This window comes from Ruegeria sp. AD6 (assembly GCF_056542325.1).
Genome location: NZ_JBQFZQ010000003.1, coordinates 305,126 through 330,676 on the forward strand (window position 1 = coordinate 305,126; position 25,551 = coordinate 330,676).

General features: G+C 61.8%; 23 protein-coding genes. 16 read left to right on the top strand and 7 right to left on the bottom strand.

Annotated features, from left to right (window positions below; genetic code table 11):
* Positions 1 to 51: 51 nt before the first annotated feature.
* Positions 52 to 906 carry a LysR family transcriptional regulator gene (locus ACR0KJ_RS10170; protein WP_170623215.1) on the top strand — a complete coding sequence of 285 codons (855 nt, stop codon included), beginning with the start codon at positions 52 to 54 and terminating at the stop codon, positions 904 to 906.
* 4 nt (positions 907 to 910) lie between these two features.
* Here ACR0KJ_RS10170 and ACR0KJ_RS10175 read toward each other — a convergent pair whose 3' ends face one another.
* On the bottom strand, positions 911 to 1,087 hold the full coding sequence (locus tag ACR0KJ_RS10175) for a DUF1674 domain-containing protein (RefSeq protein ID WP_170623213.1): 177 nt from the start codon (positions 1,085 to 1,087) through the stop codon (positions 911 to 913).
* 89 nt (positions 1,088 to 1,176) lie between these two features.
* Between ACR0KJ_RS10175 and ACR0KJ_RS10180 the strand changes: the two genes are divergently transcribed.
* The 8 genes from ACR0KJ_RS10180 (at position 1,177) to ACR0KJ_RS10215 (ending at position 10,963) form a co-directional block, all read left to right on the top strand.
* On the top strand, positions 1,177 to 2,433 hold the full coding sequence (locus ACR0KJ_RS10180) for an RsmB/NOP family class I SAM-dependent RNA methyltransferase (protein WP_480626590.1): 1,257 nt from the start codon (positions 1,177 to 1,179) through the stop codon (positions 2,431 to 2,433).
* 90 nt (positions 2,434 to 2,523) lie between these two features.
* Positions 2,524 to 4,263 carry a heparinase II/III domain-containing protein gene (locus ACR0KJ_RS10185; protein WP_170623209.1) on the top strand — a complete coding sequence of 580 codons (1,740 nt, stop codon included), beginning with the start codon at positions 2,524 to 2,526 and terminating at the stop codon, positions 4,261 to 4,263.
* Positions 4,264 to 4,285: 22 nt separating this feature from the next.
* Positions 4,286 to 5,875 carry a bifunctional phosphoribosylaminoimidazolecarboxamide formyltransferase/IMP cyclohydrolase gene (gene purH, locus ACR0KJ_RS10190; RefSeq protein ID WP_480626591.1) on the top strand — a complete coding sequence of 530 codons (1,590 nt, stop codon included), beginning with the start codon at positions 4,286 to 4,288 and terminating at the stop codon, positions 5,873 to 5,875.
* Positions 5,875 to 6,351, top strand: a complete 477-nt coding sequence (gene lspA / locus ACR0KJ_RS10195) for a signal peptidase II (RefSeq protein ID WP_170453644.1) — start codon at positions 5,875 to 5,877, stop codon at positions 6,349 to 6,351. Before purH ends, lspA begins: the two co-directional genes overlap by 1 nt.
* A gap of 49 nt (positions 6,352 to 6,400) precedes the next feature.
* A complete protein-coding gene (locus ACR0KJ_RS10200; protein ID WP_170453645.1) occupies positions 6,401 to 6,916 on the top strand; it encodes a DUF3035 domain-containing protein in 516 nt (171 codons plus the stop codon).
* 80 nt (positions 6,917 to 6,996) lie between these two features.
* Positions 6,997 to 8,334 (top strand): M16 family metallopeptidase, encoded by a 1,338-nt coding sequence (locus ACR0KJ_RS10205; RefSeq protein ID WP_480626592.1) that lies wholly within the window; start codon positions 6,997 to 6,999, stop codon positions 8,332 to 8,334.
* Positions 8,331 to 9,641 carry a M16 family metallopeptidase gene (locus tag ACR0KJ_RS10210; RefSeq protein WP_480626593.1) on the top strand — a complete coding sequence of 437 codons (1,311 nt, stop codon included), beginning with the start codon at positions 8,331 to 8,333 and terminating at the stop codon, positions 9,639 to 9,641. Before ACR0KJ_RS10205 ends, ACR0KJ_RS10210 begins: the two co-directional genes overlap by 4 nt.
* Positions 9,642 to 9,787: 146 nt before the next feature.
* Entirely contained in the window at positions 9,788 to 10,963 is a 1,176-nt protein-coding gene (locus tag ACR0KJ_RS10215; protein WP_480626594.1) for a S41 family peptidase, read from the top strand.
* A gap of 105 nt (positions 10,964 to 11,068) precedes the next feature.
* On the opposite strand, the gene ACR0KJ_RS10220 is transcribed toward ACR0KJ_RS10215, so the two are convergent.
* From ACR0KJ_RS10220 to deoC, 3 genes are read right to left on the bottom strand one after another with little or no spacing between them, the layout of a single operon-like run.
* A complete protein-coding gene (locus ACR0KJ_RS10220; protein WP_170521336.1) occupies positions 11,069 to 11,878 on the bottom strand; it encodes an SDR family oxidoreductase in 810 nt (269 codons plus the stop codon).
* A gap of 24 nt (positions 11,879 to 11,902) precedes the next feature.
* Complete coding sequence (locus ACR0KJ_RS10225; protein WP_480626595.1) at positions 11,903 to 14,236, bottom strand: aldehyde dehydrogenase family protein; 2,334 nt, start codon at positions 14,234 to 14,236, stop codon at positions 11,903 to 11,905.
* A 47-nt stretch (positions 14,237 to 14,283) separates the two neighbouring features.
* The gene (gene deoC, locus ACR0KJ_RS10230) at positions 14,284 to 15,282 is read right to left on the bottom strand and encodes a deoxyribose-phosphate aldolase (RefSeq protein WP_480626596.1); all 999 of its coding nucleotides are present in this window, start codon (positions 15,280 to 15,282) and stop codon (positions 14,284 to 14,286) included.
* 203 nt (positions 15,283 to 15,485) lie between these two features.
* Here deoC and ACR0KJ_RS10235 point away from each other — a divergent pair, with 203 nt between their 5' ends.
* From ACR0KJ_RS10235 to ACR0KJ_RS10260, 6 genes are all read left to right on the top strand, one after another.
* Positions 15,486 to 16,439, top strand: coding sequence for a metal ABC transporter solute-binding protein, Zn/Mn family (locus ACR0KJ_RS10235; protein ID WP_170453652.1), 954 nt, complete (start codon positions 15,486 to 15,488; stop codon positions 16,437 to 16,439).
* Positions 16,440 to 16,442: 3 nt separating this feature from the next.
* Complete coding sequence (locus ACR0KJ_RS10240) at positions 16,443 to 17,246, top strand: metal ABC transporter ATP-binding protein (RefSeq protein ID WP_170623189.1); 804 nt, start codon at positions 16,443 to 16,445, stop codon at positions 17,244 to 17,246.
* Between the two features lie 3 nt (positions 17,247 to 17,249).
* Complete coding sequence (locus ACR0KJ_RS10245; RefSeq protein ID WP_480626597.1) at positions 17,250 to 18,455, top strand: metal ABC transporter permease; 1,206 nt, start codon at positions 17,250 to 17,252, stop codon at positions 18,453 to 18,455.
* The gene (locus tag ACR0KJ_RS10250) at positions 18,452 to 19,381 is read left to right on the top strand and encodes a metal ABC transporter permease (RefSeq protein WP_170623185.1); all 930 of its coding nucleotides are present in this window, start codon (positions 18,452 to 18,454) and stop codon (positions 19,379 to 19,381) included. The genes ACR0KJ_RS10245 and ACR0KJ_RS10250 overlap by 4 nt, the downstream gene beginning before the upstream one ends.
* Positions 19,382 to 19,669: 288 nt before the next feature.
* Positions 19,670 to 21,526: a DNA mismatch repair endonuclease MutL gene (mutL, locus tag ACR0KJ_RS10255; RefSeq protein WP_480626598.1), complete on the top strand. Its 1,857-nt coding sequence runs from the start codon at positions 19,670 to 19,672 to the stop codon at positions 21,524 to 21,526.
* A gap of 57 nt (positions 21,527 to 21,583) precedes the next feature.
* Positions 21,584 to 22,813 (top strand): DNA recombination protein RmuC, encoded by a 1,230-nt coding sequence (locus ACR0KJ_RS10260; RefSeq protein WP_170623609.1) that lies wholly within the window; start codon positions 21,584 to 21,586, stop codon positions 22,811 to 22,813.
* Positions 22,814 to 22,816: 3 nt separating this feature from the next.
* Here ACR0KJ_RS10260 and ACR0KJ_RS10265 read toward each other — a convergent pair whose 3' ends face one another.
* The 3 genes from ACR0KJ_RS10265 to ACR0KJ_RS10275 form a co-directional block, all read right to left on the bottom strand.
* Positions 22,817 to 23,203, bottom strand: a complete 387-nt coding sequence (locus tag ACR0KJ_RS10265; protein ID WP_170453705.1) for a hypothetical protein — start codon at positions 23,201 to 23,203, stop codon at positions 22,817 to 22,819.
* Positions 23,204 to 23,269: 66 nt separating this feature from the next.
* Positions 23,270 to 23,920 carry a ChrR family anti-sigma-E factor gene (locus ACR0KJ_RS10270; protein ID WP_170521409.1) on the bottom strand — a complete coding sequence of 217 codons (651 nt, stop codon included), beginning with the start codon at positions 23,918 to 23,920 and terminating at the stop codon, positions 23,270 to 23,272.
* Between the two features lie 10 nt (positions 23,921 to 23,930).
* Positions 23,931 to 24,488 (bottom strand): sigma-70 family RNA polymerase sigma factor, encoded by a 558-nt coding sequence (locus ACR0KJ_RS10275; protein WP_480626599.1) that lies wholly within the window; start codon positions 24,486 to 24,488, stop codon positions 23,931 to 23,933.
* A gap of 247 nt (positions 24,489 to 24,735) precedes the next feature.
* Here ACR0KJ_RS10275 and ACR0KJ_RS10280 point away from each other — a divergent pair, with 247 nt between their 5' ends.
* A complete protein-coding gene (locus ACR0KJ_RS10280) occupies positions 24,736 to 25,506 on the top strand; it encodes a DUF1365 domain-containing protein (protein ID WP_480626600.1) in 771 nt (256 codons plus the stop codon).
* Positions 25,507 to 25,551 lie beyond the last annotated feature (45 nt).

Genomic DNA, 25,551 nt, shown 5'->3' on the forward strand with positions numbered 1-25,551 from the left:
CGTGGCATTACGACAATTAATCCTTCTTTCGGCTGAGGCTTGGAAAAACTTATGGCTAAGAAAAAGATCGGATTACCCCCGCTGGACTGGCTGCGCGTGTTCGAGGCCGCCGGTCGGCTGGGCGGCTTCTCGGCGGCGGCGAAAGAATTCGGACTGACTCAGGCGGCAGTCAGCCAGCGGATCGGCAATCTTGAGGCCTGGTTGGGCCGGACCCTGTTTGTGCGCGAGGCGCGGGGTGTGTCGCTGACGGTGGAGGGCGAAAGCTATCTGCCGCTGGTGCAGGACAGTTTGCAGGCGCTGGAACGCAATACCGAGGATCTGTTCGGCAAATCTCCGCGCGAATTGCGGGTGGCCGGGCTGGCCTCGAACATTCATGCGCTGGTCTTGCCTGCGCTACCTCAGTTTCAGGATATGCGGCCCAAGGTGCGGGTGATGACCGATTCCGTGGCGCGGCGATCCTCGCTGGATGAGGAACGGACATGGCTGCAAATCCGCTATGGCCGAGGGGCGTGGCCGGGGCGGGATGCCGAATTGATCGCGCCCGAGGTGCTGGTGCCGATGGCCGCGCCCGGTATTGGCTGGGGCGCGCCGCTGATTGATCTGCGCGGCGAACGGCCCGGTTGGCGGGACTGGGCGCGGAAGACGGGGCAGGCGGAATTGCCTCCGTCTCAGGTCAGTTTTGATTCGATGGAACATGCCCTGTCAGCGGCCCGTCAGGGGATGGGTGTGGTGCTGGGCTCGGTGCCTCTGGCGCAGGCGGATTTGCAGGCGGGACGGTTGCGCAGGCTGGACCTGCCCGAATTGCAGACCAAGGATGGTTATTGGCTGACATGGCCCGAGGACCGGGCCAAATCGAAAAAACAACGCGCCCTGATTGGTGATTTTCTTCAGGCGCTGCGGGGTTGAGCGCCTAGAAATCGATGGCGATGCCCTTTTTCTCCCAATCGCCATAGCGGGCCGGGTCGGGGCCGTCGCGCCCGCCCAATTCCTTGGGCATCTCTTTTGCCTCGGCCTGTTTGCGGCGTTCCTCGGCCTCGGCCAATGCGCGCTGGGCGGCGGGGGGCAGGTCTGTGCGGTCGTCACTCATGACATCGGGTTCCTTTCCGTGCAGGGGCTTGATATACGCCCCCGTCCGCCCTTGGCAATGCGGGCGAGGGTCACATCAAAGGCGGTTCCATGTCCGATAACGCAACGGCAGCGCGACGCAGCGCGATCTATCTGCTGGATCAGATTCTGGGAGAGGGGCGGCTGTTGTCCGAATGTCTGGCCGCAGGTGCGCTGGATCGGCTGGACCCCGAAGATCGCGCGCGGGCGCAGCGCCTGACGCTGGAAACCCTGCGCGGGTTGGAGCGTGCGGACCGGCTGCTGGACAATCACCTGAACCGGACCCCGGCCCTGACGGTGCACAATGCCCTGCGTTTGGGCGCGGTCGAGCTGTGTCACGGCGAGGCCGCGCATGGTGTTGTGAACTCGATGGTCGAGATTGTCGGCCGGTCGCGCAAGCACGGGCGTCTCAAGGGGCTGGTGAACGCCGTGCTGCGCAAAGTCGCCGCCGAAGGCCCGGAGGCCTGGCCGAAGATGCGGGTGCCGCGTTTGCCCGAATGGCTGCGCGACCCGCTGGTTATGGCCTGGGGGGCCGAGGCCGTCGCGGGCATGGAGCAGGCCCATTTCGCCGGTGCGCCTTTGGACTTGTCGCTGAAACCCGGTGCGAGCGGACCCGGTGACGCTCTGCCAACGGGGTCGATGCGAGTGCGGGTTGCGGGGCAGGTGTCGGCCCTGCCGGGGTTCGACACGGGCGATTGGTGGGTTCAGGATGCAGCGGCGGCCTTGCCGGTGCGTGTTCTGGCACCCAATGCCGGTGAGAAAATTCTGGACCTCTGCGCCGCACCGGGCGGCAAGACGCAGCAACTGGCCGCTGCAGGGGCCGAGGTCACGGCACTGGATATCTCGGAAGGACGGCTGGAACGCGTCCGCGAAAACCTTGCGCGGACCGGCCTGAAGGCAAATGTCATCGCAGGCGACGCGCTGGATCATCAGGGGCAATATGACGCCATCCTGCTGGACGCGCCCTGCTCCGCCACCGGCACCATCCGCCGCCACCCCGACCTGCCCTTTGCCAAGGACGGTTCCGAGTTCGGAGGGCTGATCGAATTGCAGGCCCGGATGCTGGCTCATGCCTGGACCCTGCTGAAACCCGGCGGGCGGCTGGTCTATTGCACCTGTTCGCTGCTGCCCGACGAAGGCGAGGTGCAGGTCGAAGAGGCGCGGGATATGTTCCCGGACATGTCCGTAAACCGCGACGCGCTGAACATCGACGGGGTCGAGCCGGACTGGATCACCGAAGAAGGTGGCCTGCGTCTGCGCCCCGATTACTGGCCTGATCTTGGTGGTATGGACGGGTTCTATATCGCCTGCCTCACCAAATCCGCCTGAGCACACGCTTTTCGATGACTTGACGATCGGCACGGTCTATCGTTGGGTCTCAAGCGCCAGCAGAGCGCAAGGGGCAGAGAAACACGCGTCATGTCAGAAACGGACACCATGACCAGCCGGTGGATGCGGTTTCAGAACCGTTTTTACGCGCGCCTGAGCCAGCGGCAAAAGGCGGTCACGGGGTTTGTATCGCAGCCCGAACCACGCACTGTCGGGTCCTTCGCCCGAGGCCGCCAACTGGTCGCCGGGAACCTGCTGTTCGCCGGTTATCTGGTCGAGGCACAGGATACCGGCTTGTGGGAGGTCGCAGCCCCCAGCGTGGGATTTGACGATGAGCGCCACGGTTTTGCATGGCTGGACGATCTGGCTGCTGTCGGTGACATGCGGGCGCGGGAAAAGGCGCAGCGCTGGGTCTGGGGCTGGATCGAGGCGCATGGGCGTGGCCATGGTCCGGGATGGGTGCCGGACCTGACCGGGCGGCGGGTCATGCGCTGGATCAACCACGCGATCTTTCTGTTACGCGGCGTTGATGACAAGCACAGCAAGCTGTTCTTCCGATCCCTTGCGCAACAAACCTGGTTCCTGTCGAAACGCTGGCAGGCCGCCACGCCGGGCCTGCCACGGTTCGAGGCGCTGGCCGGTCTGGTGCAATCCGGACTGGCGCTGGAAGGGCTTGAGGCAATGGCCGATCCGGCCCTGCGTGCTTTGGCCCGCGAATGTGAACGTCAGGTGGACGCCCAGGGCGGCATTCCCACCCGCAACCCGGAGGAATTGCTTGAGGTGTTCACTCTGCTCAGCTGGACCTCGGCCGCGCTGAACGATGTGGGGCGGGGCACGCCGGTGGCGCAGGCCAATGCCATCAAGCGGATCGCCCCCACGCTGCGCAGCTTGCGCCACGCGGACGGGGCGCTGGCCCGGTTCCACGGCGGCGGGCGTGGGGTCGAAGGTCGGCTGGAACAGGCGCTGGCGCAAAGCGGGGTCAAGCATAAGGCCGCGACCGAATTGCCGATGGGCTATGCAAGGCTGTCCGCCGCGCGGACGACTGTGATTGTCGATGCAAGCTCTCCGCCGACAGGGGCCGCGTCACTGAACGCCCATGCCTCGACACTGGCGTTTGAGGTGACCTCGGGCCGTCGCCCTTTGATCGTGAATTGCGGGTCCGGGGCCAGTTTCGGGCTGGACTGGCGGCGGGCGGGTCGGGCGACCCCGTCCCATTCGACGCTGTGTCTGGACGGTTATTCCAGCGCAAGATTGGCCAAGCCGACACCAGATAGCGAGCATCAGGCGCTGGTGGACGCCCCACGCGAGGTTCCGGTTGAGTTCGAAGACGCATTCGAAGGTATTCGCTTTATGGCCGGGCATGACGGCTATGCCAAAACCTTCGGTCTGACCCATGCCCGCACATACGAGCTGCGTTTTGACGGGCGAGAACTGACTGGCGAAGATATTCTGCTGACCGCAACCGACAAAGCCAAGCGGCAGTTTGACAGGGCGCTGGACGCATCCGGCCTTTCGGGTATCGGGTTTGACATCCGTTTTCACCTGCACCCGGACGTCGATGCGGCCATTGATCTGGGCGGTGCGGCGGTGTCGATGGCGCTCAAAAGCGGTGAGATCTGGGTGTTCCGCCACGATGGCGTTGGAAAATTGTCTGTCGAGCCAAGCGTTTACCTTGAAAAAGGCCGCCTGAAGCCACGCGCGACAAAACAGATCGTTCTATCTGGCCGCGCAATGGAGTATGCGACGCGCATCCAGTGGATGTTGAGCAAGGCGCAGGATACTGCCTATGCCGTGCGCGACATTCACCGGGACGAGCCCGAGTTTGACTGACGCCAAAAGGACCTTTGGACCCATGACCGACCTTCACCCCGTGCGCCGCGCGCTGCTTTCCGTATCCGACAAGACCGGTCTGATTGATCTGGGAAAGGCACTGGCCGAGCGCGGGGTTGAACTGCTATCGACCGGCGGCACCGCCAAGGCGCTGCGCGATGCGGGGTTGGACGTGAAGGACGTGAGCGAGATCACCGGGTTCCCCGAGATGATGGATGGCCGGGTGAAAACCCTACACCCAATGGTGCATGGGGGCCTGCTGGCGCTGCGGGACAATGACAGCCACGTCGCCGCGATGGATGAACACGGTATCGGTGCCATCGATCTGCTGGTGGTGAACCTCTACCCGTTTGAGGCCACCGTGGCCAAAGGTGCCGACTATGACACCTGCATCGAGAATATCGATATCGGTGGCCCGGCGATGATCCGCGCGGCGTCGAAAAACCACGCTTTCGTCAATGTGGTGGTGGATGTGCAGGACTATGACGCCCTGCTGGCCGAGCTGGAGGTGAATGAGGGTCAGACCTCTTACGCTTTCCGGCAAAATCTGGCGCAGACGGCCTATGCCCGCACCGCCGCCTATGACGCGGCCGTGTCGAACTGGATGGCCGATGCGCTGGCGGCCGAGGCTCCGCGCCGCCGCGCCTTTGCCGGTGAGCTGAAACAGACCCTGCGCTATGGCGAGAACAGCCACCAGCAGGCGGCGTTCTATACCGACGGTACGAACCGCCCCGGTGTGGCGACCGCCGTGCAGCATCAGGGCAAGGAACTGAGCTACAACAACATCAACGACACAGACGCTGCCTTTGAGCTGGTGGCCGAGTTCGATCCAGCGCAAGGTGCCGCCTGCGCCATCATCAAACACGCCAACCCGTGCGGCGTGGCCAAGGGCGCGACGCTGCTTGAGGCGTACAAGGCTGCGTTCGACTGCGACCGCACCTCGGCCTTTGGTGGCATTGTGGCGCTGAACCAGCCGCTGGATGCCGAAACCGCGCAGGAAATCACCGGCATCTTCACCGAGGTTGTGATCGCCCCCGGTGCCTCGGATGAGGCCAAGGCGATCTTTGCCGCCAAGAAAAACCTGCGCCTGCTGACGACCGAGGCGCTGCCGGATGTGACCACCGGCGGCAAGACCGTGCGTCAGGTGGCGGGCGGCCTGCTGGTGCAGGACAAGGACAACGGCTTTGTCGGCATGGATGACCTGAAGGTTGTTACCAAGAAAGCCCCGACCGCGGACCAGATGCGCGACCTGCTGTTTGCGTGGAAAGTGGCGAAACACGTCAAGTCCAACGCCATCGTCTATGTCAAAGACGGCGCGACCGTGGGCGTGGGCGCTGGGCAGATGAGCCGTGTGGACTCGGCGCTCATTGCGGCCAAGAAGGCAGAGCGCATGGCCGACGCGCTGGGCCTGCCTCAGCCGCTGACCATCGGCTCCGCCGTGGCCTCAGATGCGTTCTTCCCCTTCCCTGACGGTCTGATGGAGGCGGCGCAAGCCGGTGCAACCTGCGTCATCCAACCCGGCGGCTCGATGCGGGATGATGAGGTGATCGCGGCGGCGGATGAGGCCGGTCTGGCCATGGTCTTCACCGGCATGCGTCACTTCCGTCACTGATGTCGTATCGGCTGTTCTACTGGGCCGCGTTTTTGGCCATCGCGATCGACCAGATCAGCAAGTTTCTGGTCGTTCGTGTCATGCGCGTGGCGGAACAGCCCGGCGGTATCGATGTGCTGCCGCCCTTGGTGGTGTTCAAATACGGCGAAAACCGCGGCATCAATTTCGGCCTGTTTCAGGGCGATTCCGATGCCGCGCGCTGGGTTTTGATCGGCATTTCGATTGCCATTTGTGTTGCCGTTTTTGTCTGGCTGCGGCGTACCACGCCGTCGAAACTGATGCTGATCTGCGGCGGTCTGTTGATCGGCGGGGCCTTGGGGAATGTGGTGGATCGGGTGCTGTATGGCTTTGTTCTCGATTTCCTGAACATGTCGTGTTGCGGCATCAACAACCCCTATGTCTTTAATCTGGCGGATGTTTTCGTCTTTGCGGGCGCGATCGGGCTGGTTTTGTTCGATGGAAAAAAGCCCTCGTGACGCGCCCAAGGATATGCGATAAAACGGCCCAAACAGGCTGGAGACTCTGATGCGGTTGTCGCGCGCCCCAATTGCTTTGATCTTTGCCGTCGCTGTTGCGGCGTGCTCGAACTCTGGTTTGCGCACGCTGGAACCGCCGGGGCAGGGGCCCGATGAATTCTCGGTCCTGCCGGTCAAACCGCTGACACAGCCACAGGATTATGCGTTCCTGCCTGCGCCCACTCCGGGTGGGGGCAACCTGACCGATCCGAACCCGCAGGCTGATGTGGTTGCGGCGCTGGGCGGAAACGCTGGCGCGCTGAACCCGAACGGGGCGGTTCCTTCGTCTGATGCCGCGCTGGTGGCTGCATCGGGCCGTTACGGTGTGCCGCCAGATACGCGTCAGGTGGTTCAGGCCGAAGATGATGCGTTCCGCAAACGCCGCGGCCGTTGGACCGGCCTGCGCCTGTTCCCTGTGGATCGTTACGCACAGGTCTATGAGCGGCAGTCGATCAACCCGCAGGCTGAAACCGAAGCCGCCCGCCGCGCAGGGTTTGAGACACCGTCGTCACCGCCGGATGAATAATTCTTAACTTTCTGTCATCTCCCTTGAACCTGCCGCGCACCACCGTAGTTTTAGTCGGATAACGAAACGGAGGATGCCCCATGGTTCGGGCCCTTGCCCTGTCGGCTGCCCTGATCGCCGCGACGCCCCTTTTTGCTGACGAGGAAGAGGCGGTTACAACCTTCACGCTGGACAACGGCATGGACGTCGTGGTGATCGAAGATCACCGCGCCCCGGTCGTGCAACATATGGTCTGGTATCGCGCGGGGTCTGCCGATGAACCCGTCGGCTCGTCCGGTGTTGCGCATTTTCTGGAACATCTGCTGTTTAAGGGCACGGACACGCTGGCCCCGGGTGAGTTTTCGGCCACCGTGGCGGCCAATGGCGGCAATGACAACGCCTTCACCTCGTTTGACTATACCGCCTATTTCCAGCGCGTCGCCGCCGACCGGCTTGAACTGATGATGCGGATGGAGGCGGACCGGATGCGCAATATCCGCCTGTCGGAAAATGACATCCTGACCGAGCGCGACGTGATTTTGGAAGAACGCAACCAGCGCACCGAGAACAATCCGCGCGCCCTGTTCGGCGAGCAGATGAACGCGGCCCAGTACCTGAACCACCGCTACGGCGTACCGATCATCGGCTGGAAACACGAGATGGAGACGCTGGATATGGAGGACGCGCTGTCCTTCTACGAAACCCATTATGCGCCCAACAACGCCATTCTGGTCGTGACCGGGGATGTGGATTCGGATGAGGTACGGGCGCTGGCCGAAAAGTACTATGGCGTGATCCCGGCCAATCCGGACCTGCCCGAACGGGTACGGTCGCAAGAACCACCGCACACCGCCGAACGCCGCCTGACCTTCAAGGACCCGCGCGTGGCGCAGCCTTATGTGCAGCGCAGCTATCTGGCCCCTGAACGCGATCCGGGCGCGCAGGAAACGGCAGCGGCCCTGTTCCTGCTGGCGGAACTCTTGGGGGGCAGCACAACCTCTTACCTGAATGAAAAGCTGCAACTGGATCAGCAGATCGCCGTCTATGCCGGGTCGTTCTACCGCGGGGTTTCGCTGGATGACACGACCTTTGATCTGCTGGTGGTTCCAGCCGAAGGCGTGTCCTTGCAAGAGGCCGAGGATGCCATGGATCAGGCCGTGGCCGATTTCATCGCCGAGGGCGTGAACGAAGAGGATCTGGACCGGATCAAGATGCAGCTGCGCGCGTCCCAGATCTATGCGCGCGACAATGTGGACGGCATCGGCAACCGCTATGGTCGGGCCCTGACCAGTGGTCTGACGGTCGAGGACGTGCAGGCCTGGCCCGATATTCTGCAAGCGGTGACGGGCGATGAGATCATCGCCGCCGCGCGCGACGTGTTGCAACGCGAGGCATCGGTCACCGGCTGGCTGATGCGCGAAGATGAGGTGACGCAATGAAACGGTTTTTTGCCCCCCTGATCGCGCTTTTATTCGCTGTACCGGCCTGGGCCGAGATCGAGATCAAAGAGGTCACCTCGCCCGGGGGCATCACTGCCTGGCTGGTCGAGGATCATTCGATCCCCTTTACAGCGCTGGAACTGCGCTTTCGCGGCGGGACATCGCTGGACGACCCCGACAAGCGCGGGGCCGTGTACCTGATGAGTGGGCTGATTGAAGAAGGTGCGGGAGACATGGATTCGCGCTCCTATGCGCGTGAATTGGAGGCTCTGGCCGCATCGTTCAGCAACAACGCCTCGGATGACAGCGTTTCGATCTCGGCCCGGTTTCTGACCGAAAACCGGGATGAGGTGACGGATCTGTTGCGGACCACCATCCACGAGCCCCGGTTTGATCAGGACGCGGTGGATCGGGTCAAAGCGCAGATTGTGTCGGGGCTGCGGTCGGACGCGACCGACCCCAATGACATTGCGGGCCGCAATTTCTCTGCCATGGCCTATGGCGATCATCCCTATGGGTCCGAAGGGAAGGGCACCATCGAAAGCGTCTCGGCCCTGACCCGTGATGATGTGGTCGAGGCCTATGGCAATGTCTTCGCCAAGGACCGTCTGTATGTCGGCGCGGTCGGAGACATCACAGCCGAGGAATTGGGTGCGCTGCTGGACAATCTGCTGGCCGATCTGCCGGACACCGGAAAGCCGATCCCCGGCAAGGCCGATGTGACGATCGAGGGCGGGATCAGCGTGGTCGAGTTCGACACGCCGCAATCCGTGGCCCTGTTTGGCCATGAAGGCATGGATCGCGACGACCCGGATTTCTTCCCCGCCTTTATTCTGAACCACATTCTGGGCGGCGGCGGCTTCGAAAGCCGCCTGATGCAGGAGGTGCGTGAAAAGCGGGGTCTGACCTATGGGGTGGCAACCTATCTGGTGCCCAAGGATCTGGCCTCGGTCTATCTTGGATCGGTGTCTTCGGCCAATGACCGTATTGCCGAAGCGGTCGAGGTGATCCGCGCTGAATGGGCCCGCGCCGCGGACGAGGGCGTGACCCAGAAGGAACTGGACGACGCCAAGACCTATCTGACCGGCGCCTATCCGCTGCGCTTTGATGGCAATGGCCAAATCGCCGGGATCATGGTCGGGATGCAGATGCAGGGCCTACCCATCGACTACATCGCCACCCGCAACGACAAGGTAAACGCCGTGACGCTTGAGGATGTGAACCGCGTCGCCAGCGAACTGCTGGACCCCGAGGGCCTGCATTTCACCGTGGTGGGAAAACCAGTGGGTTTGGATACCACAAATTGAGTCAGGGATGACCCGGACCCGGCTTCCTACCGGAAGGGTTGCTGTTCAAGGGGCAGCGGCTCTGCGGTCCGCCAGATCTTCTGGATCTTGGTGTCAGCACAGAGCCCAGTCTGGACATCGTCCATCAGTTCTGCGCACCGTGACGTATGTCGCTGACGCAAGACTTTGCGCAAATATTGGAAACTGCCCTGCCGACCGATCCCAGCTTTAGGCGGATCGACCAAACGGTAATAGATAACTGCATCAGTGACACCCGACGATGCGTATTCGAGGGGTCCAAAGAGGATTTTCTGTTTTCCGCGATGCGCCTGTTGGCACTTCCCGACAACGGGCACACACGGTTGATTCCAAACGATGGCATCTCGGTGCTTCCGCTGAGGTTTGTAGGCGTCGGGACGGGCCACCATTTGGTTGGTGCAACACCAGAAATAACCGCGCCACGAGGAGAGTTGATTGCCGTCAACGGCGCACCTTTGGGGCAAATCGAAGCCGCCTCAAAACGTTTTCTGGCGGGAACGCGCCAAAGGAAACGGGTCATCGGATCGATCCTTCTTGCGTGGCCATACGCTCTGGCTCGCTTGGGTTTTGCCTCAGTGGACGATACGACCGAGTATCGCGTGCAGGACGAGAACGGGCAGATAGCCGATATCAAACTGGAGAACGGGACTAGGGTTCCTGCATCAACGCTCTACCCGCGAAACGAGCATGGCAGGGCTGATCCGGCCTGGGAACCCGAAACCTTTGTGGGCATAAAGGACTGGCACGAACTTGGGCTTTCAATTCTGTTGCCAAGTTTCTTTGATCCGGGCGAACGTGATCTGCCTGAAGCCATTTCAGATGCAGCGGACCGCGTAGGTGCCTGCTCAAACAAAACACTCTTAATTGACGTTCGCGGAAACACTGGCGGCAATTTTCTTCTAGCGATGCCGTTGATCGACGCAATCTCGCAAAGCGCAAGCAAGCAGGTTGTTGTGCTTGTCGACAAATTCACGTTCTCTGCCGCGATCGTGTTTGTTGCCATCCTAAAGCATCGTTTGGGAAACAGGCTCAAACTCATCGGGGAAGAAATGGGCGATGGGTTGGTATTCTTTGCCGAGGGCGGGGTGCTGGAGTTGCCGACCAGCGAGGCGGTCGTGCGATACTCTTCAGCCTTTCACGACTGGCAGAACGGAACGTATGACGACACCACACCGCCCGAGATCGCGCGGCAAATCGTACCCGCAGGAGCGCTGAAATTGGATAGGGAATGGGTGGTAAGACCTACTGATGAGGATGCACAAGGCGCGTTCCATCAACAAGTTCTGAAAAGCGTAAGCAATTAGGCGAACCGCAGAAAGCCCCGCGCAGATTTCTGCGAGGCTGCTCCGTTTAGTAAGAGCGTTGTGCCCGGGGTTGCTTTGGACGTTGCTGCGCGTCTTGTAAGGGGTTCAGCCCTTTTTCATGCTACGCAGCATGTCGCCCATCATCTGCCCGAATTTGCCCGAGCCGCGCTGATACAGTGCGCCATCAACAGCCAGAACCGTGCCGCTGATATAGCTGGCCATGTCCGAGCTGAGGAACAGGCAGGCATTGGCCACATCCTGCGGCTGACCCCATCGGCCCAGCGGCACATCCTTGCGGATCTCTTCATGTGCGCCGTCCGATGGCGTCAGGCGTTTGGCGCCTTCGGTGCCTTCGATAAAGCCCGGCACAACCGAGTTCACACGGATGCCCTCGATCCCCCATTCCATCGACAAGGTGCGGGTGATCTGATCGACCCCTGCCTTGGCGGCGCAAACATGCGACTGGCCCTCATAGGGCAGATAGGATTGCGGGGCCGAGATATTGATGATGCTCGCGCCGGGGCGCTTGAGGTAGGGATAGGCCCCTTTCATCACATGGATCGTGCCCATCAGGTCGATATCGATCACGGTTTTGAACGCATTGACCGACATTTCAGAGGCCAGCGCCGGGAAGTTGCCCGCCGCGCCCGAGACCAGAACGTCGAAATCCCCGAACGCCTCGTGGAACTGTTTCAACCCCTCGGCCACCGCATCCGGGTCGCGCACGTCAAAGGCCGCGCCGATGGCATCCGCCGCACCGACCTCTTTCAATGCGGCAACAGTATCGTCCACCTTCTCCTGAGACCGGCTGGCGACGGCCAGCTTGGCCCCCGAGGCGGCAAACGCCTCGGCAATGCCTCGGTTGATGCCGCTGGTGCCGCCGATGACGATGACGGTTTGTCCTGAAAAATCCATATGGCCTCCCGTGATGCGGGAGCCCTACTCGCCGTAGGGCACCCAGATGTTCTTCACCTCGGTCGCAGCTTGCAGGAAGCGGCGGGAATGGTCTACGCCCCAATCGACTGCCGTTGCGTTATTGACCCATGTGCGTTTCAGGTTCCCGGCTGATGCCGCCTCGATCTCGGCCGACAGGTCGGTGGACGAGAAGGACCAGACCGCATCCACGTTCAGGTGCGCGGCAAGCGGTTTCGCCAGTTCCGCATGGCTGCCGGTCAGGATGTTCACCACGCCAGCGGGCACATCCGAGGTTTCGAGGATCTGATAGAAATCCGTCGCCGCCAGCGGATAGGGCTCGGACGCGGCCAGAACCACCCGGTTGCCCATCGCAATCGCCGGGGCCATGGCCGAGACCAGACCCAGCAGCGGTGCCTCATCCGCGCAGAGCGCACCGATGACGCCGACGGGTTCTTTCATCGCAATGGCAACGCCCCGGATCGGCACGCCATGCACCTGACCGTCATATTTGTCGGCCCAGGCGGCCGCGGTGAACAGGCGCTGGATTGAGGCGTCGACCTCTTTCGCGCCGTCCTTTTTGCCGGTCATGGCGTCGATACGCGCGGCGAATTCACCAGCGCGGGCCGAGAGGTTTTCGCCGATGTAATACAGGATCTGCGCCCGCAGATGGCCGGTGGTCTTGGACCAGCCCTTGGCACCCGCCGCCGCCTCAACCGCGTTGCGGACGTCCTTGCGGTTAGCCAGCCCCACATGACCCAGCAGCCCGGATTTGCCCCAGACGGGTTTCGAATAGCCTCCGTCGGGCCGCGCCTGCTTGCCACCGACATACATCTTGGCGGTGCGGTCGATGGGATCGACCGGAGTACCTTCGCCGGTCGCCGCCTCGACCTTGGCCAGGGTCTTGGCCTTGCCCTTGGGTTTGGTATAGGCCGCCAGCCCTTCCCAACCGCCTTCACGACCAAAGCCGCTTTCGCGCACGCCGCCGAATCCGGCGGCAGCGTCGAACAGGTTGGTCGCGTTCACCCAGACCACACCCGCAACCAGCTTGGGCGCGATATCCAGCGCGAGGTTCACATTCTCGGTCCAGACTGTCGCGGCCAGCCCGTAGCGGGTGTTGTTGGCCAGTTCCACCGCCTCTTCCGGCGTGCGGAAGGTCGAGGACACCAGAACCGGGCCAAAAATCTCCTCCTGCATCAACGGGTCCGAGGTCTCCAGCCCCGAAATCAGCGTCGGCGGATAGTAACAGCCATTTGCAGGCAGGTCACAGGCGGCCTGATGGACATGGCCCACCGTGTTGCTTTCGACCATGCCCTTGATGGTCTGCAACTGCACCGGGTCCACAACCGCGCCGACGTCGATGCACTTGTCCAGCGGATCGCCGATGCGCAACCCGTCCATGCGGGAGCGTAGCTTCTCGTGGAAACGGTCGGCGATGCCTTCCTGCACCAGCAGGCGGGAGCCGGCACAACAGACCTGACCCTGATTGAACCAGATCGCGTCCACCAGACCTTCGATGGCGGAATCGATGTCGGCGTCATCGAACACGACGTAAGCCGACTTGCCGCCCAGCTCCAACGTCAGTTCCTTGCCGGAACCTGCCGTCGCCTCGCGAATGCGCCTCCCCACCGAGGTCGATCCGGTAAAGGCGATCTTGTCCACGTCTGCGGCCACGATCATCTCACCCACAGCCCCATCGCCGGTGACGATATTCACCACACCATTGGGCAGCCCAGCCTGCGAGCAAATGTCAGCAAACAGTAAAGCGGTCAGCGAGGTATATTCGGCCGGTTTCAGAACCACCGTATTCCCCATCGCCAGCGCGGGCGCGATCTTCCACGCCAGCATCAGCAGCGGGAAGTTCCACGGGATGATCTGACCGCACACGCCCAAAGCCTGTGCATCGGGCAATTCGCTTTCCATCAACTGCGCCATGCCTGCGTGGTAATAGAAATGCCGCTGCGCCAGCGGGATGTCGATGTCGCGCGATTCACGGATCGGTTTGCCGTTATCCATGCTCTCCAGAACCGCAAACAGGCGCGAATGTTTCTGCAGCAGCCGCGCAATGGCATAGAGGTATCGTGCACGACCAGCGCCGCCCAGACCCGCCCATTTCGGCTGCGCCTTGCGGGCGGCGGCAACGGCAGCGTCCACATCACCCTGTTTGGCTTGCGTCAGCTTGGCCAGCACCTCTCCGGTCGCCGGGTTGCGGCTGTCAAACCCTTTGCCGGGCTTGGTGAAGGCCCCATCGATATAGTGACCGAACTTGTCGCCCTGATCGACCAGCCAGGCCAGCGCCTCGGCAGCACTTTCTGGGGCAGGGCCGTAGTCCATGGTCTCGAAAATCTCTTTGACTGTCATTGCTTCATCTTTTCCCAAATACTCGCTGTCCAGACCTGTCCACGGGCTCAGCCCATGGAATGTCTGTACCCAGCCGAGTAAGCCCCGGTCACATAGTGTTCCAACTGCCGCTCAATATCGCCCAGCAGCGACGATGCACCAAAGCGGAACAGGTCGGGTTCCAGCCAGCGGTCGCCCAGCTCATCCTTGATCAGCGACAGGTAGACCAGCGCGTCCTTGGCCTTGGAAATCCCACCCGCAGGCTTGTAGCCAACGCGATATCCGGTGCGGTCATAGTAATCCCGGATCGCCCGGATCATCACCAGCGACACGGGCAGGGTGGCGTTGACGCTTTCTTTGCCGGTCGAGGTCTTGATGAAATCCGCCCCCGCCATCATGCAGACCAGCGAGGCGCGGGCGACGTTGCGCAGCGACCCAAGTTCGCCGGTCGCCAGAATGGCTTTGACATGGGCATCGCCACAGGCCACGCGGAACGCCTTCATCTCATCATACAATGCCTGCCAGTCCCCCGACAGGACCTGACGGCGTGAAATGACGATGTCGATCTCTTCGGCCCCGGCTTTGACGCTTTCCTCGATCTCGGCCACGCGCAGGTGGAAGGGCGACAATCCGGCGGGAAAGCCGGTAGAAACCGCCGCGACGGGAATACCGGTGCCTTCCAGCGCCTGAACCGCCGTGTCGATCATGTCGTGATAGACACAAACGGCCCCGGTGGTGATCGGTGGCATGTCCAGCGCCTGCAGTGTGGCCGACGCAACCGGCTGCCGCGCCTTGGCGCACAGGCGGCGCACGCGGCCGACCGTATCATCGCCCGACAAGGTGGTCAGGTCGATCATCGTGATCGCCCTCAGCAGCCACGCCGCCTGATACTCTTTCTTCACCGACCGCCGACCCGGCAGGGTCGCCGCGCGCCGTTCAATGGCCGAGGTATTGGCCTGCACCGCGCGGACCCAGTCCAGATCAAGCTCCATACCGGGGTTTCTGGGTTCGGTCACTTGCGGCAGATGCGCGGTGCGCACGGGGCTTTCTGAGCTCTGCGTATCCATCATCACGTCCTTTGGGAGGTTTGCGCCAAAATCGCACGGGACGCCCGCAAATGGAAGGTATCAGGTGCGCTTGGGTGCAAATTTTTTGACCATTTGGAAAAATAATTGCAGGTTTTGTTGCGAATAATTCGCAATTGCGTTGACTTAGTTGCGAATGGTTCTCATATTCAATCTCAACACGGAACCTAATCTGGGGTCTGAACATGATTCGTCGCAGTTTTCTTGCTGCCATGGCTTTTGCCGCATCGATGCCGTTCGCCGCGTGGGCGGAGGCACCGCTGAAAGTTGTCGCTACCACCGGGATGATCGCGGATGCCGTGCGACAGGTCGGCGGCGATCAGGTCGAGGTGAAAGGCCTGATGGGTCCCGGCGTCGACCCGCATGCCTATCGCCAGACCCGCAGTGACATCGTTGCGATGACCCGAGCCGATCTTGTGCTGTGGCATGGTCTCTACCTCGAAGCGCAAATGGAAGATTTTTTCGGCGATCTCGGACGCAAACAGACCGTGATCGCGGTGGCCGAAGGCATCGACAAGACCAAGCTGCGCGCCCATGACGATTACGCCGACAAATACGACCCGCATGTCTGGATGAGCCCGACCCTTTGGGGCGATGTGGTGACCGTGGTTCAGGCAGCACTGACCGAGGCGCGCCCCGAAGCGGCAGAGGTTTTTGCCGCTAATGCAACCGCGCATTTAGCCGAACTGGATGCTTTGACAGCCTATGCTGATCAGGTTTTGACTGCCGTGCCTGAAAACAACCGCGTGCTGGTCACAGCCCATGATGCCTTTGGCTATTTCGGCGCGGCCTATGGTTACGAGGTGATGGGCGTTCAGGGCATCTCGACCCAGTCCGAGGCTGGTTTGAACCGGATCGGAGAACTGGTCGATACGTTGGTGGACCGCAAGTTGACCGCTGTTTTTGTGGAAAGTTCGGTCTCTGACCGCTCGATGCGCGCGCTGATCGAAGGGGCTGCGGCCAAGGGTCATGAGGTGACTGTGGGTGGCGAATTGTACTCGGATGCAATGGGCGAGCCGGGCACGTATGAGGGCACCTATATCGGCATGCTGGATCACAACATCACGGTGATTGGTGGGGCGTTGGGGGCCGATGTACCGGAACGCGGTTTGAACGGCAGATTGTCGGCGGGGTTCTGAGCGATGCTTGAACTGGCCACAGATAAGGGTGTCTCGGTCGTTGAGCACAGCATAGGCGACAGCCCCTTGGCCATTCGGGGTCTGACTGTGTCCTACGGGCAGAAACCGGCTGTCTTTTCGGTGGACATGACCGTTCAGCCGGGGGCCATGACAGCCATTATCGGCCCGAACGGGGCCGGGAAATCGACCTTGCTGAAAGCGGCGCTTGGGATCGTGTCCCCTTTGTCGGGCCGGGTAACGGTGTTTGGCGAACCGCTTGAGGCGCAGCGTGCCCGGATCGCATATGTGCCGCAGCGGGCCAGTGTTGATTGGGACTTTCCGACCCGCGTGATTGATGTGGTCCTGATGGGTCTGTCCCGGCAGCTGGGCCTGCTGGGCCGCGTCCGCGCGCGCCATAAGGCGGCGGCGATGGATTGCCTGAACCGCGTGGGCATGCGCGATTTTGCGGATCGTCAGATCGGGCAGCTTTCGGGGGGGCAGCAACAGCGCGTGTTTCTGGCCCGCGCGCTGGCTCAGGACGCTGACCTGTATCTGTTGGACGAACCCTTTGCCGGGGTTGATGCGGCCACCGAAAAGGCCATCATCGCGGTGCTGAAATCGCTGAAAGAGGCGGGCAAAACCGTCGTGGTCGTGCATCACGATCTGGCCACCGTCACCGACTATTTCGATCATGTCTTCCTGATCAACACCCGTAAGGTTGCCGAAGGCCCGGTGGCCGAGGCGTTTACCGCCGAAACCCTGCAATCCGCCTATGGGGGCCGTCTGGCCACCGCGCAAATCGACCAGATTTCGCGTGCGCTGGGGTAACACATGCTCTGGGATGCTCTGAGTCTGCAGCTTGGCTATAACGCCACGCTGGTTGCTATCGGTGCGAGTTTGCTGGGCGTCTCGGCAGGAGTGACCGGGACTTTCCTGTTTCTGCGCAAACGCGCACTTGTCAGCGATGCGATCAGCCATGCGACCCTGCCGGGTGTGTGCCTGGCCTTCATGGTGCTGGTGGCACTGGGCGGGGATGGGCGCAATCTGCTGGGCCTGCTGGCCGGATCTGCGGTCTCGGCCTGGATTGGCCTGCTGTGTGTGAATCGGCTGACCCGCCACACGCGTCTGGCCGAAGATGCCGCGATTGGCGCGGTCCTGTCTGTGTTCTTTGGCTTTGGCATCGTCCTGCTGACAGTCATTCAGACCATGGGCGTTGGCCGTCAGGCGGGGCTTGAGGGGTTCCTGCTGGGCTCGACCGCCGGGATGTTATGGGCGGATGCCTTGATCATTGCCATCGGCGGTGCGGCTACGCTGGTGCTGGTTCTGATCCTGCGCCGCCCCATGACTCTGGTTGCCTTCGATCCCGAATACGCAGCGGCCCGAGGGCTGCTGGTGCATCGCATCGATCTTGCCATGATGGGCCTTGTTATGGCCGTGACTGTGGTTGGTCTGAAGATCGTCGGTCTGATCCTGATTGTCGCCTTGCTGATCATCCCTCCGGTCACTGCCCGGTTCTGGTCGGAACGGTCAGACCACGTGGTGATTTTGGCCGGTCTGGCAGGTGGATTGGCGGGCTATATTGGGGCCGCCCTGTCTGCAACCGCGCCAAACCTGCCGACCGGGCCGATCATCGTTCTGGTCAGTTTCGGCTTCTTCGTCCTGTCGCTGTTCTTTGCGCCGGTGCGCGGTGTGTTGGCGGCTGTGCTGCGTCACCTGCGCTTTCAGCGCCGCGTTCACATCCGTCAGGGATTGCTGGCCTTGGCGCAGGGTCAAAAGATCTACGAACCGCTGACCCTGCGCCTGCTGCGCCGCGCCGATCTGGTCCGCGCCGACGGGGTGGCGACCGAGGCCGGAAAGGCCCGCGCCGCCAAGGCCCTGCGTGACGAAAAACGGTGGGAGATCGTGCGCGCGGACCAAGCGCATGAGGCGACGGCGGCGCTCTATGACGGGTTGCGCGACATTGAAACCGTGCTGACCCGCGACCAGATCGCTGACATCGACCGCCGGATCGGCAACCCGCAGGAGGTTCCGGCATGAGCGGTGAGGAATTTGTCCCCCTGTCCCTGACGCCGCTGCTGATCGGTACCTTTGCGGCCATTGCCTGCGCGCTGCCCGGCAACTTTCTGGTGCTGCGCAAACAGGCCCTGATCGGGGATGCAATCAGCCATGTGGTCCTGCCCGGCATTGTCGTGGCCTTTCTGGTGACCGGAGCGATTTCGACCTGGCCCATGATGCTGGGCGCGGCGGGCGCGGCGATTGTGGCCGTGATCCTGATCGAGGCGATCCGGCGGCTGGGTCAGATCGAACCGGGGGCCGCCATGGGCGTGGTCTTTACCACCATGTTTGCAGCGGGCGTGCTGTTGTTGGAGCAGACCGACACTTCGACCGTGCATCTGGATGTGGAACATGCGCTTTACGGCAATCTGGAAAGCCTGATCTGGCTGGATGCAACCGGCTGGTCCTCGCTTTGGGATTGGCAGGCGCTGGCGGGCCTGCCGCCCGAACTGCCCCGGATCGCCATTGCTCTGCTGGGCGTTCTGCTGTTCACCTTCCTGTTCTGGCGTCCGCTGAAAATCTCGACCTTTGACGAAGGGTTCGCACGCACCATGGGCATCCGCACCAATGCGTTGGGTTTGGCCCTGGTGATCGTGGCGGCGATTGCAGCGGTCGCCGCGTTTGATGCGGTCGGGTCGATCATCGTGATCGCCATGTTCATCTGCCCGCCCGCAGCGGCCCGGATGATGACCAACCGGCTGGAAACCCAAATCGCGTGGAGCGTTGGTTTTGCGGTAATTTCAGCCGTGTCGGGTTATGTGTTGGCGGGCTACGGCCCGCTCTGGCTGGGTGCGGCGGATGCTGTCAGCGCCGCAGGCATGATCGCCACGATGTCCGGGTTGATCCTGGCCCTGACCGCAATCTTTGGTCCATGTCGGACGCGGGTCGGGGCGCACACGACTGCGTGAATTGGCGTTTTCCTGCCAGTGCTGTCCGCAGGTCATCGGCTGAACTCTGCCAAGACGGCCAAAGCGACAGTCTTAATAAGCCTTTTAGGCAAGCGCGTGTTAGATCGTGTTCATTGAAGGCTGAATACCTACCACTCACTTCGGCATGTCCGGGCAGTTGCGGTGCGAGGCCAGCGAATGCGCCCGCCGTCGATTGCCCGGACTTCCCCCTCTCTGAACGCTAATCCAAGCTGAATCACCGTTCAAACCGGTGGCAGAATCGCGTGCGGCTATGCTAGGTGTGGTGGTATGGCGCAATCAAACCCCAATATCAGCGACATTCGCCCTGTCATCCGGCAACTCGACGAAGCTGCGATCAATCGAATCGCGGCAGGCGAGGTGGTGGAGCGTCCGGCCTCGGCCGTGAAAGAGCTAGTCGAGAACGCAATCGATGCCGGGGCCACACGGGTTGCCATTGATATTGCCGATGGCGGCAAGACCCTGATCCGGGTCACCGATGATGGCTGCGGCATCGCGCCGGATGATCTGCCGCTGGCTTTGTCGCGGCATGCGACCTCGAAGATCGATGGGTCGGATTTGCTGAATATCCACACATTCGGGTTCCGGGGTGAGGCGCTGCCATCACTGGGCGCCGTGGGTCGGTTGACGATCACCAGCCGGGTGCCTGGGGCCGAGGCTGCGCAAATCCATGTTGCGGGCGGCAAGGCTGAGGCGGTCAAACCCGCCGCTCTGCGCGCAGGAACCGTTGTCGAACTGCGCGATCTGTTCTTCGCCACGCCCGCCCGGTTGAAGTTCATGCGCACCGACCGGGCCGAGGCGCAGGCGATCACCGATACCGTCAAACGTCTGGCCATGGCCGAACCGGCTGTGACCTTCACCCTGCGCGATGTCTCGGGCGGGGGCGAGGGGCGGGTGACCTTCCGCGCCGACCGCGAGAATGGCGATCTGTTCGACGCGCTGCACGCCCGTCTGGCCCGCGTTATTGGCCGCGAGTTCGCCGAAAACGCCCTGCGGATCGACGCCACGCGCGAGGGTATCCGTCTGTACGGTTATGCCGCGCTGCCCACCTATTCGCGCGGTGCGGCGGTGGCGCAGTATCTGTTCGTCAATGGCCGCCCCGTCCGTGACAAGATGCTGACCGGCGCTCTGCGTGCGGCCTATTTCGATTTCCTTAGCCGTGACCGTCACCCGGCGGCGGCGCTGTTCATCGACTGTGATCCGACACTTGTGGATGTGAACGTGCACCCTGCCAAATCCGAGGTCCGGTTCCGCGACCCCGGTGTGGCGCGGGGGCTGATCGTGTCCGCCCTGCGGCACGCCCTGGCCGAGGCCGGTCATCGCGCGTCCTCGACCGTGGCCAACGCGACCTTGGGGGCGATGCGTCCGGAACCGGCGCAACCTGCGCCCGCGCGGGTTTATCAGATGGACCGGTCTTCTCCTGCAGCACGGCAGGCCGCGTACCGCGCGCAGTCTCCGGGTTTTGCTGAACTGGCCAATGATTACAGCGGCAGCATTGTCGAACCGAGTCCGGCCGCGCCGGTCGCCGAAGAGCCACCGGCGCAGGACCTGCCTTTGGGCGCGGCACGAGGACAAGTACATGAGAACTACATAATCGCCCAGACCGCCGATGGCATGGTGATCGTCGACCAGCACGCAGCGCATGAGCGGCTGGTCTATGAGAAGCTGAAAACCCAGATGGCCGAAAACGGCGTCGCGGCGCAGGTGCTGCTGATCCCGGATATCGTGGAACTGTCCGAGGGCGATTGCGCCCGCCTGATGGCTGTGGCTGATGACCTGTCGAGGCTTGGCCTGACATTGGAACCCTTCGGCGGCGGGGCCATTGCCGTGCGCGAAACTCCGGCCATTTTGGGTGAGGTCGATGCAAGCGCGATGATCCTGGATATCCTTGATGAACTGTCCGATCAGGGCGAAAGCCAGACGGTGCAGGCGCGGATCGAGGCGATCCTCAGCCGGGTGGCCTGTCATGGCTCGATTCGCTCGGGCCGCCGGATGCGCGCCGAGGAAATGAACGCCCTGCTGCGCGAGATGGAGGCGACGCCCCATTCCGGCCAATGCAACCACGGGCGACCGACCTATGTGGAACTGAAACTCAGCGATATCGAACGGCTGTTCGGGCGCAGTTGATCCGGTGCTGCGAACGCGTTAAGAAGATCGAAACAAAACGAGAACATATTGAGCGACATGATCGAGATTGCAGGCACCCAATACGCGCTGAATGACCCCGTGGTCCTGACTGTTGGGGGCGTGGTGGCGTTGATTCTGCTTCTGTTGTTCCTGTCGTTGCGGGCGGCCAACCGCTCGGCCCGGATGACGGAACCGCTGGCGCGGCAGATGGCGCATCTGGGCCAGCATGTGCAGCAGTTGGGGCAGGGGCAGGAACAGTTGCGCGGCGGGTTGCAGCATGTCTCGGACACGCAGGCCAACGCGCAGGTGCAGGTGATCCAGACAGTCGAATCGCGCCTGTCCTCGGTGCAGCAGCAGATGAATGACCGGCTGGCCGATAACGCGATGAAATCAGCGCGCGCGCTGGCCGAGATGCAGGAGCGGATGAAGGAATCGCTGCACGGCTCATCGAAACAGACCGCAACATCCCTGACACAGTTGCAGGAACGTCTGGCCGCCATCGACAAGGCGCAGGACAATATCACCAAACTGTCGGGCGATGTGCTGTCGCTGCAAGATATTCTGTCGAACAAACAGACGCGCGGGGCGTTTGGTGAGATTCAGTTGAACGACATCGTCTCCAAGGCGCTACCCTCGGACAGTTTTCAGTTGCAGGCGACGCTGTCGAACGGACGGCGCGCCGATTGTCTGATCAACCTGCCGAACCCGCCGGGGCCGATTGTGATCGACAGTAAATTCCCGCTCGAGGCATATGAGGCGCTGATCGCGTCCACCAACGACGCCGAGTTGAAAGCGGCGGTGCAGATGTTCCGCAGCACGGTGCGCAAGCATATCAACGATATCTCCGAGAAATACATTCTGGACGGCGAAACCGCCGACGGCGCGCTGATGTTCCTGCCGTCCGAGGCGGTCTATGCCGAGTTGCACGCCAAATTCCCGGAACTGGTGCAGGAGAGTTTTTCGAAACGAGTCTGGATCGTCTCGCCCACCACCTGCATGGCGACACTGAACACCATGCGCGCGATCCTCAAAGACGCAAGGATGCGGGAACAGGCAGGGGCAATCCGCAAGGAACTGGGCCTGCTGCACAAGGATGTGGAACGTCTGGGCGACCGGGTATCCAATCTGGACCGGCATTTCGGACAGGCGGCCAAGGATATCTCGGAAATTAAGATCAGCGCGGAAAAGGCGGGCCGCAGGGCGCAGCGGCTGGACAATTTCGATTTCGAGGAACTGGCCCCCGACGATCACACAAACGTGGTTCCGTTGGGCAAGACCGAAGGCTAGGGCCTATTGGATCGACAGGTCCAGATTGTACCCAACCGTCTTTCCCGAGTCGCGGTCGTTGCCCATCAGATAGACACGGATTGTATAGTCTCCATCTGCGGGCAGGGTGATCCGGGCGGTGTTGCCCTCAATTGACCCGTTGTAGATCGCCACGCCATCGCTGCCGGGTGGCAGGATGTTGAAATAAATCACTCCATTTCCATTGGTGTCGCTGACTTGAAGTTCGGCGAACATCTCTTGCCCGGCCTGCGCATCCAGCGAATAGTCGAAATACTCATCGCCAGTGACAGTCCCGCTGACCATCGTGCCGAAATTGCCCGGCTCGAACTGCACCTCGGCCTTCATCTGGGCCGAGGCCATGGGGGCAACACAAACAAACGCCAATGTCATCAGGATTCTTGGGATCACATTCCTACCCCTTACGTCGCGTGTTCTCGCGGGCGCGAAATCGGTGGCTCAGATACGCAGGAAGGGCTGAAGCAAACGCGGCACCAGTTTGGTGAATTTCAGCGGCGCATCCGTCACGGCCAGACAGATGCAATCCTCTGTCATATCAGCGACCGGAGTATGTTCCAGATCCTCATCTGCGATCTCGACATCGCCGCGGGCAAAGCGATCCACTTCGTCCGAAAAAGCGCCTTGTAGAACCATAGTCAGTTCGGTGCCGTTATGCCCGTGATCCGGCACGGCCACACCCGCCGGAATGAACAACAGCCGTGCGGTCGCCTCGTTTGTGGTCGGCAGGATCGCCTGTTTGACGCCCATACCAATGGGCTTCCACTTGATGTCGTCCACAGTTCCGCCGACATAGTCTTGCAGGGGGGTCGGCAGGACGGCGCAGCCCGGACGGGCGGGCTTGGGGGTCGGTGCGCCTTGGGCGATCAGGGCCATTGTGGCAGCCAGTGACGTGTCGCTCATGCTCATGGCATCGGATTGCTCTTCCAGAACATGCCCACCCACAGCGTCAAAGCTCTCGGCCCGTGCGCGGCAATGGTCACACAGTGACAGATGGGTCGCGACCATCAGGTCGAACGCTTCGGGCAGAGAGCCGGCGGCATAAGCCATCAGCAGATCGTCCGTCAGGTGATGTTTGATCGGGTTGCTCATCTTACTCATCTCAGTTCATCGCGTGGCGCAAGCGGTCCAGCGCCAGCCGTATCCGTGATTTGATCGTGCCCAGCGGTAATCCGGTCTCAGATGCAATCTCTCGATGGCTCAGATCGCCGAAATACGCCTTCTCGATCAACTGTCTCTGCGCCTCTGGCAATGCCGACAGGGCATTGCGCAGTTGCGCGGTTTCCTGTTGCAACGCAATGACATCGTCCTGATCCGGCTCGGCCTCGGGTCCCCATCCCAGCTCTTCGGGTTCGGGGCGGCGTTGCTTGCGCAGCACGTCAATGCGCTTGTTCCGAGCGATGGTGAACACCCAGGTGGCCACCGTTGCCCGTGCCGGATCGAACAGATGGGCCTTGTGCCACAAGGTCGCCATCACCTCTTGCGCGCATTCTTCGGCCATCGCGGCGTCTGATCCTGATTTCATCAGGAACGCCTTGATGCGTGGCGCGAAGTGCTGGAACAGCTCGGCAAAAGCCGCCTGATCCTGCGCGTCCCGGATGCGCCGGACATGGTCCACCCACTCGGTCCTGGTGTCGCAACTGGCTTTCGTTCCGTTCACCTGTCTACCCTTGAAGCGTTTCTTTGCGCGCCAAGGCTGAGGGGCGGCCCGTTCGGCCGCGGGTTCGTCCAAGGTCACGGTATTGATCTCGGTAAACATAACCACATTACGGTGGGTGGCCCAAGACGGATCACTTTCGCGCGACAAAATAATCCAATCTGCGCTAGGTTTCGTATTGGATACAAACGGTGTTCGCGGAAAAGAGCGCCATTTGAACAGTTTACAGGCACAGCGGATACGCGGCGAAATGAAGAAAATCGACCATATCGCAGGTCACACCTATCACGGACGCAAAGGCGCGATACGGAATGCGTTTCGCTATTCGGTCGACTATATCCTGCTGGACCCCGAGGCCGACCCCGAGACACCTTTCCTGTTCTCGATCGACCGGGCAAACGTTACTAACTGGCGCAGCACAGACCATGGCGGAGAGCCGGGGCAGGGTGTCGGCGCACAATGGCTGCGGGCGTGGTTCGACGACATGGATGTGCCGCAGCCCGCGCAGATCATGTTGCTGACGCAGCCCCGCGTGCTGGGCCATGTGTTCAACCCGGTCAGCTTCTGGTTCTGCTTTGACAGCAAGGATCAGCTATACGCCGTGGTGGCCGAGGTCACGAACACCTATGGCACCCGCCACAGCTATGTCTGTCACAAGCCGGATTTCGCGCCGATCGACCCATCGGATCGGGTGGTTGCGGACAAGCTGATGCATGTCTCGCCGTTTCAGGTCATCGAAGGAAGCTACACGTTCCGCTTTGACTATCGGCCCGAGCGGGTTGGGGTCTGGATCGATTACGGACGAAAGGGTGGTGGCCTGATCGCCACGTTGACCGGACCGCGTCAACCGCTGACCAACCGCACGATCCTTTGGTCGCTGCTGCGCCGCCCGTTTGGGGCGCGGCGGACATTCACGCTGATCGTCTGGCAGGCGCTGAAGCTGTGGCTGAAAAAGGCGCGCTTCCGCCCGTTTCGCACCGCTCCGGTGCCCGATCACCCGGTATCACGGGTCCGGCGCTAGCGCGGGCCTTGTTTGCGTAAGATCAAAGACTCGGGCGTCGCGAAC

Bases quoted from the DNA above. Each gene is read 5' to 3' on its own strand.
- ACR0KJ_RS10170 (WP_170623215.1), top strand. From the start codon at position 52: ATGGCTAAGAAAAAGATCGGATTACCCCCGCTGGACTGGCTGCGCGTG.
- ACR0KJ_RS10175 (WP_170623213.1), bottom strand. From the start codon at position 1,087: ATGAGTGACGACCGCACAGACCTGCCCCCCGCCGCCCAGCGCGCATTG.
- ACR0KJ_RS10180 (WP_480626590.1), top strand. From the start codon at position 1,177: ATGTCCGATAACGCAACGGCAGCGCGACGCAGCGCGATCTATCTGCTG.
- ACR0KJ_RS10185 (WP_170623209.1), top strand. From the start codon at position 2,524: ATGTCAGAAACGGACACCATGACCAGCCGGTGGATGCGGTTTCAGAAC.
- purH (WP_480626591.1), top strand. From the start codon at position 4,286: ATGACCGACCTTCACCCCGTGCGCCGCGCGCTGCTTTCCGTATCCGAC.
- lspA (WP_170453644.1), top strand. From the start codon at position 5,875: ATGTCGTATCGGCTGTTCTACTGGGCCGCGTTTTTGGCCATCGCGATC.
- ACR0KJ_RS10200 (WP_170453645.1), top strand. From the start codon at position 6,401: ATGCGGTTGTCGCGCGCCCCAATTGCTTTGATCTTTGCCGTCGCTGTT.
- ACR0KJ_RS10205 (WP_480626592.1), top strand. From the start codon at position 6,997: ATGGTTCGGGCCCTTGCCCTGTCGGCTGCCCTGATCGCCGCGACGCCC.
- ACR0KJ_RS10210 (WP_480626593.1), top strand. From the start codon at position 8,331: ATGAAACGGTTTTTTGCCCCCCTGATCGCGCTTTTATTCGCTGTACCG.
- ACR0KJ_RS10215 (WP_480626594.1), top strand. From the start codon at position 9,788: ATGTCGCTGACGCAAGACTTTGCGCAAATATTGGAAACTGCCCTGCCG.
- ACR0KJ_RS10220 (WP_170521336.1), bottom strand. From the start codon at position 11,878: ATGGATTTTTCAGGACAAACCGTCATCGTCATCGGCGGCACCAGCGGC.
- ACR0KJ_RS10225 (WP_480626595.1), bottom strand. From the start codon at position 14,236: ATGACAGTCAAAGAGATTTTCGAGACCATGGACTACGGCCCTGCCCCA.
- deoC (WP_480626596.1), bottom strand. From the start codon at position 15,282: ATGGATACGCAGAGCTCAGAAAGCCCCGTGCGCACCGCGCATCTGCCG.
- ACR0KJ_RS10235 (WP_170453652.1), top strand. From the start codon at position 15,486: ATGATTCGTCGCAGTTTTCTTGCTGCCATGGCTTTTGCCGCATCGATG.
- ACR0KJ_RS10240 (WP_170623189.1), top strand. From the start codon at position 16,443: ATGCTTGAACTGGCCACAGATAAGGGTGTCTCGGTCGTTGAGCACAGC.
- ACR0KJ_RS10245 (WP_480626597.1), top strand. From the start codon at position 17,250: ATGCTCTGGGATGCTCTGAGTCTGCAGCTTGGCTATAACGCCACGCTG.
- ACR0KJ_RS10250 (WP_170623185.1), top strand. From the start codon at position 18,452: ATGAGCGGTGAGGAATTTGTCCCCCTGTCCCTGACGCCGCTGCTGATC.
- mutL (WP_480626598.1), top strand. From the start codon at position 19,670: ATGGCGCAATCAAACCCCAATATCAGCGACATTCGCCCTGTCATCCGG.
- ACR0KJ_RS10260 (WP_170623609.1), top strand. From the start codon at position 21,584: ATGATCGAGATTGCAGGCACCCAATACGCGCTGAATGACCCCGTGGTC.
- ACR0KJ_RS10265 (WP_170453705.1), bottom strand. From the start codon at position 23,203: ATGACATTGGCGTTTGTTTGTGTTGCCCCCATGGCCTCGGCCCAGATG.
- ACR0KJ_RS10270 (WP_170521409.1), bottom strand. From the start codon at position 23,920: ATGAGCAACCCGATCAAACATCACCTGACGGACGATCTGCTGATGGCT.
- ACR0KJ_RS10280 (WP_480626600.1), top strand. From the start codon at position 24,736: ATGAAGAAAATCGACCATATCGCAGGTCACACCTATCACGGACGCAAA.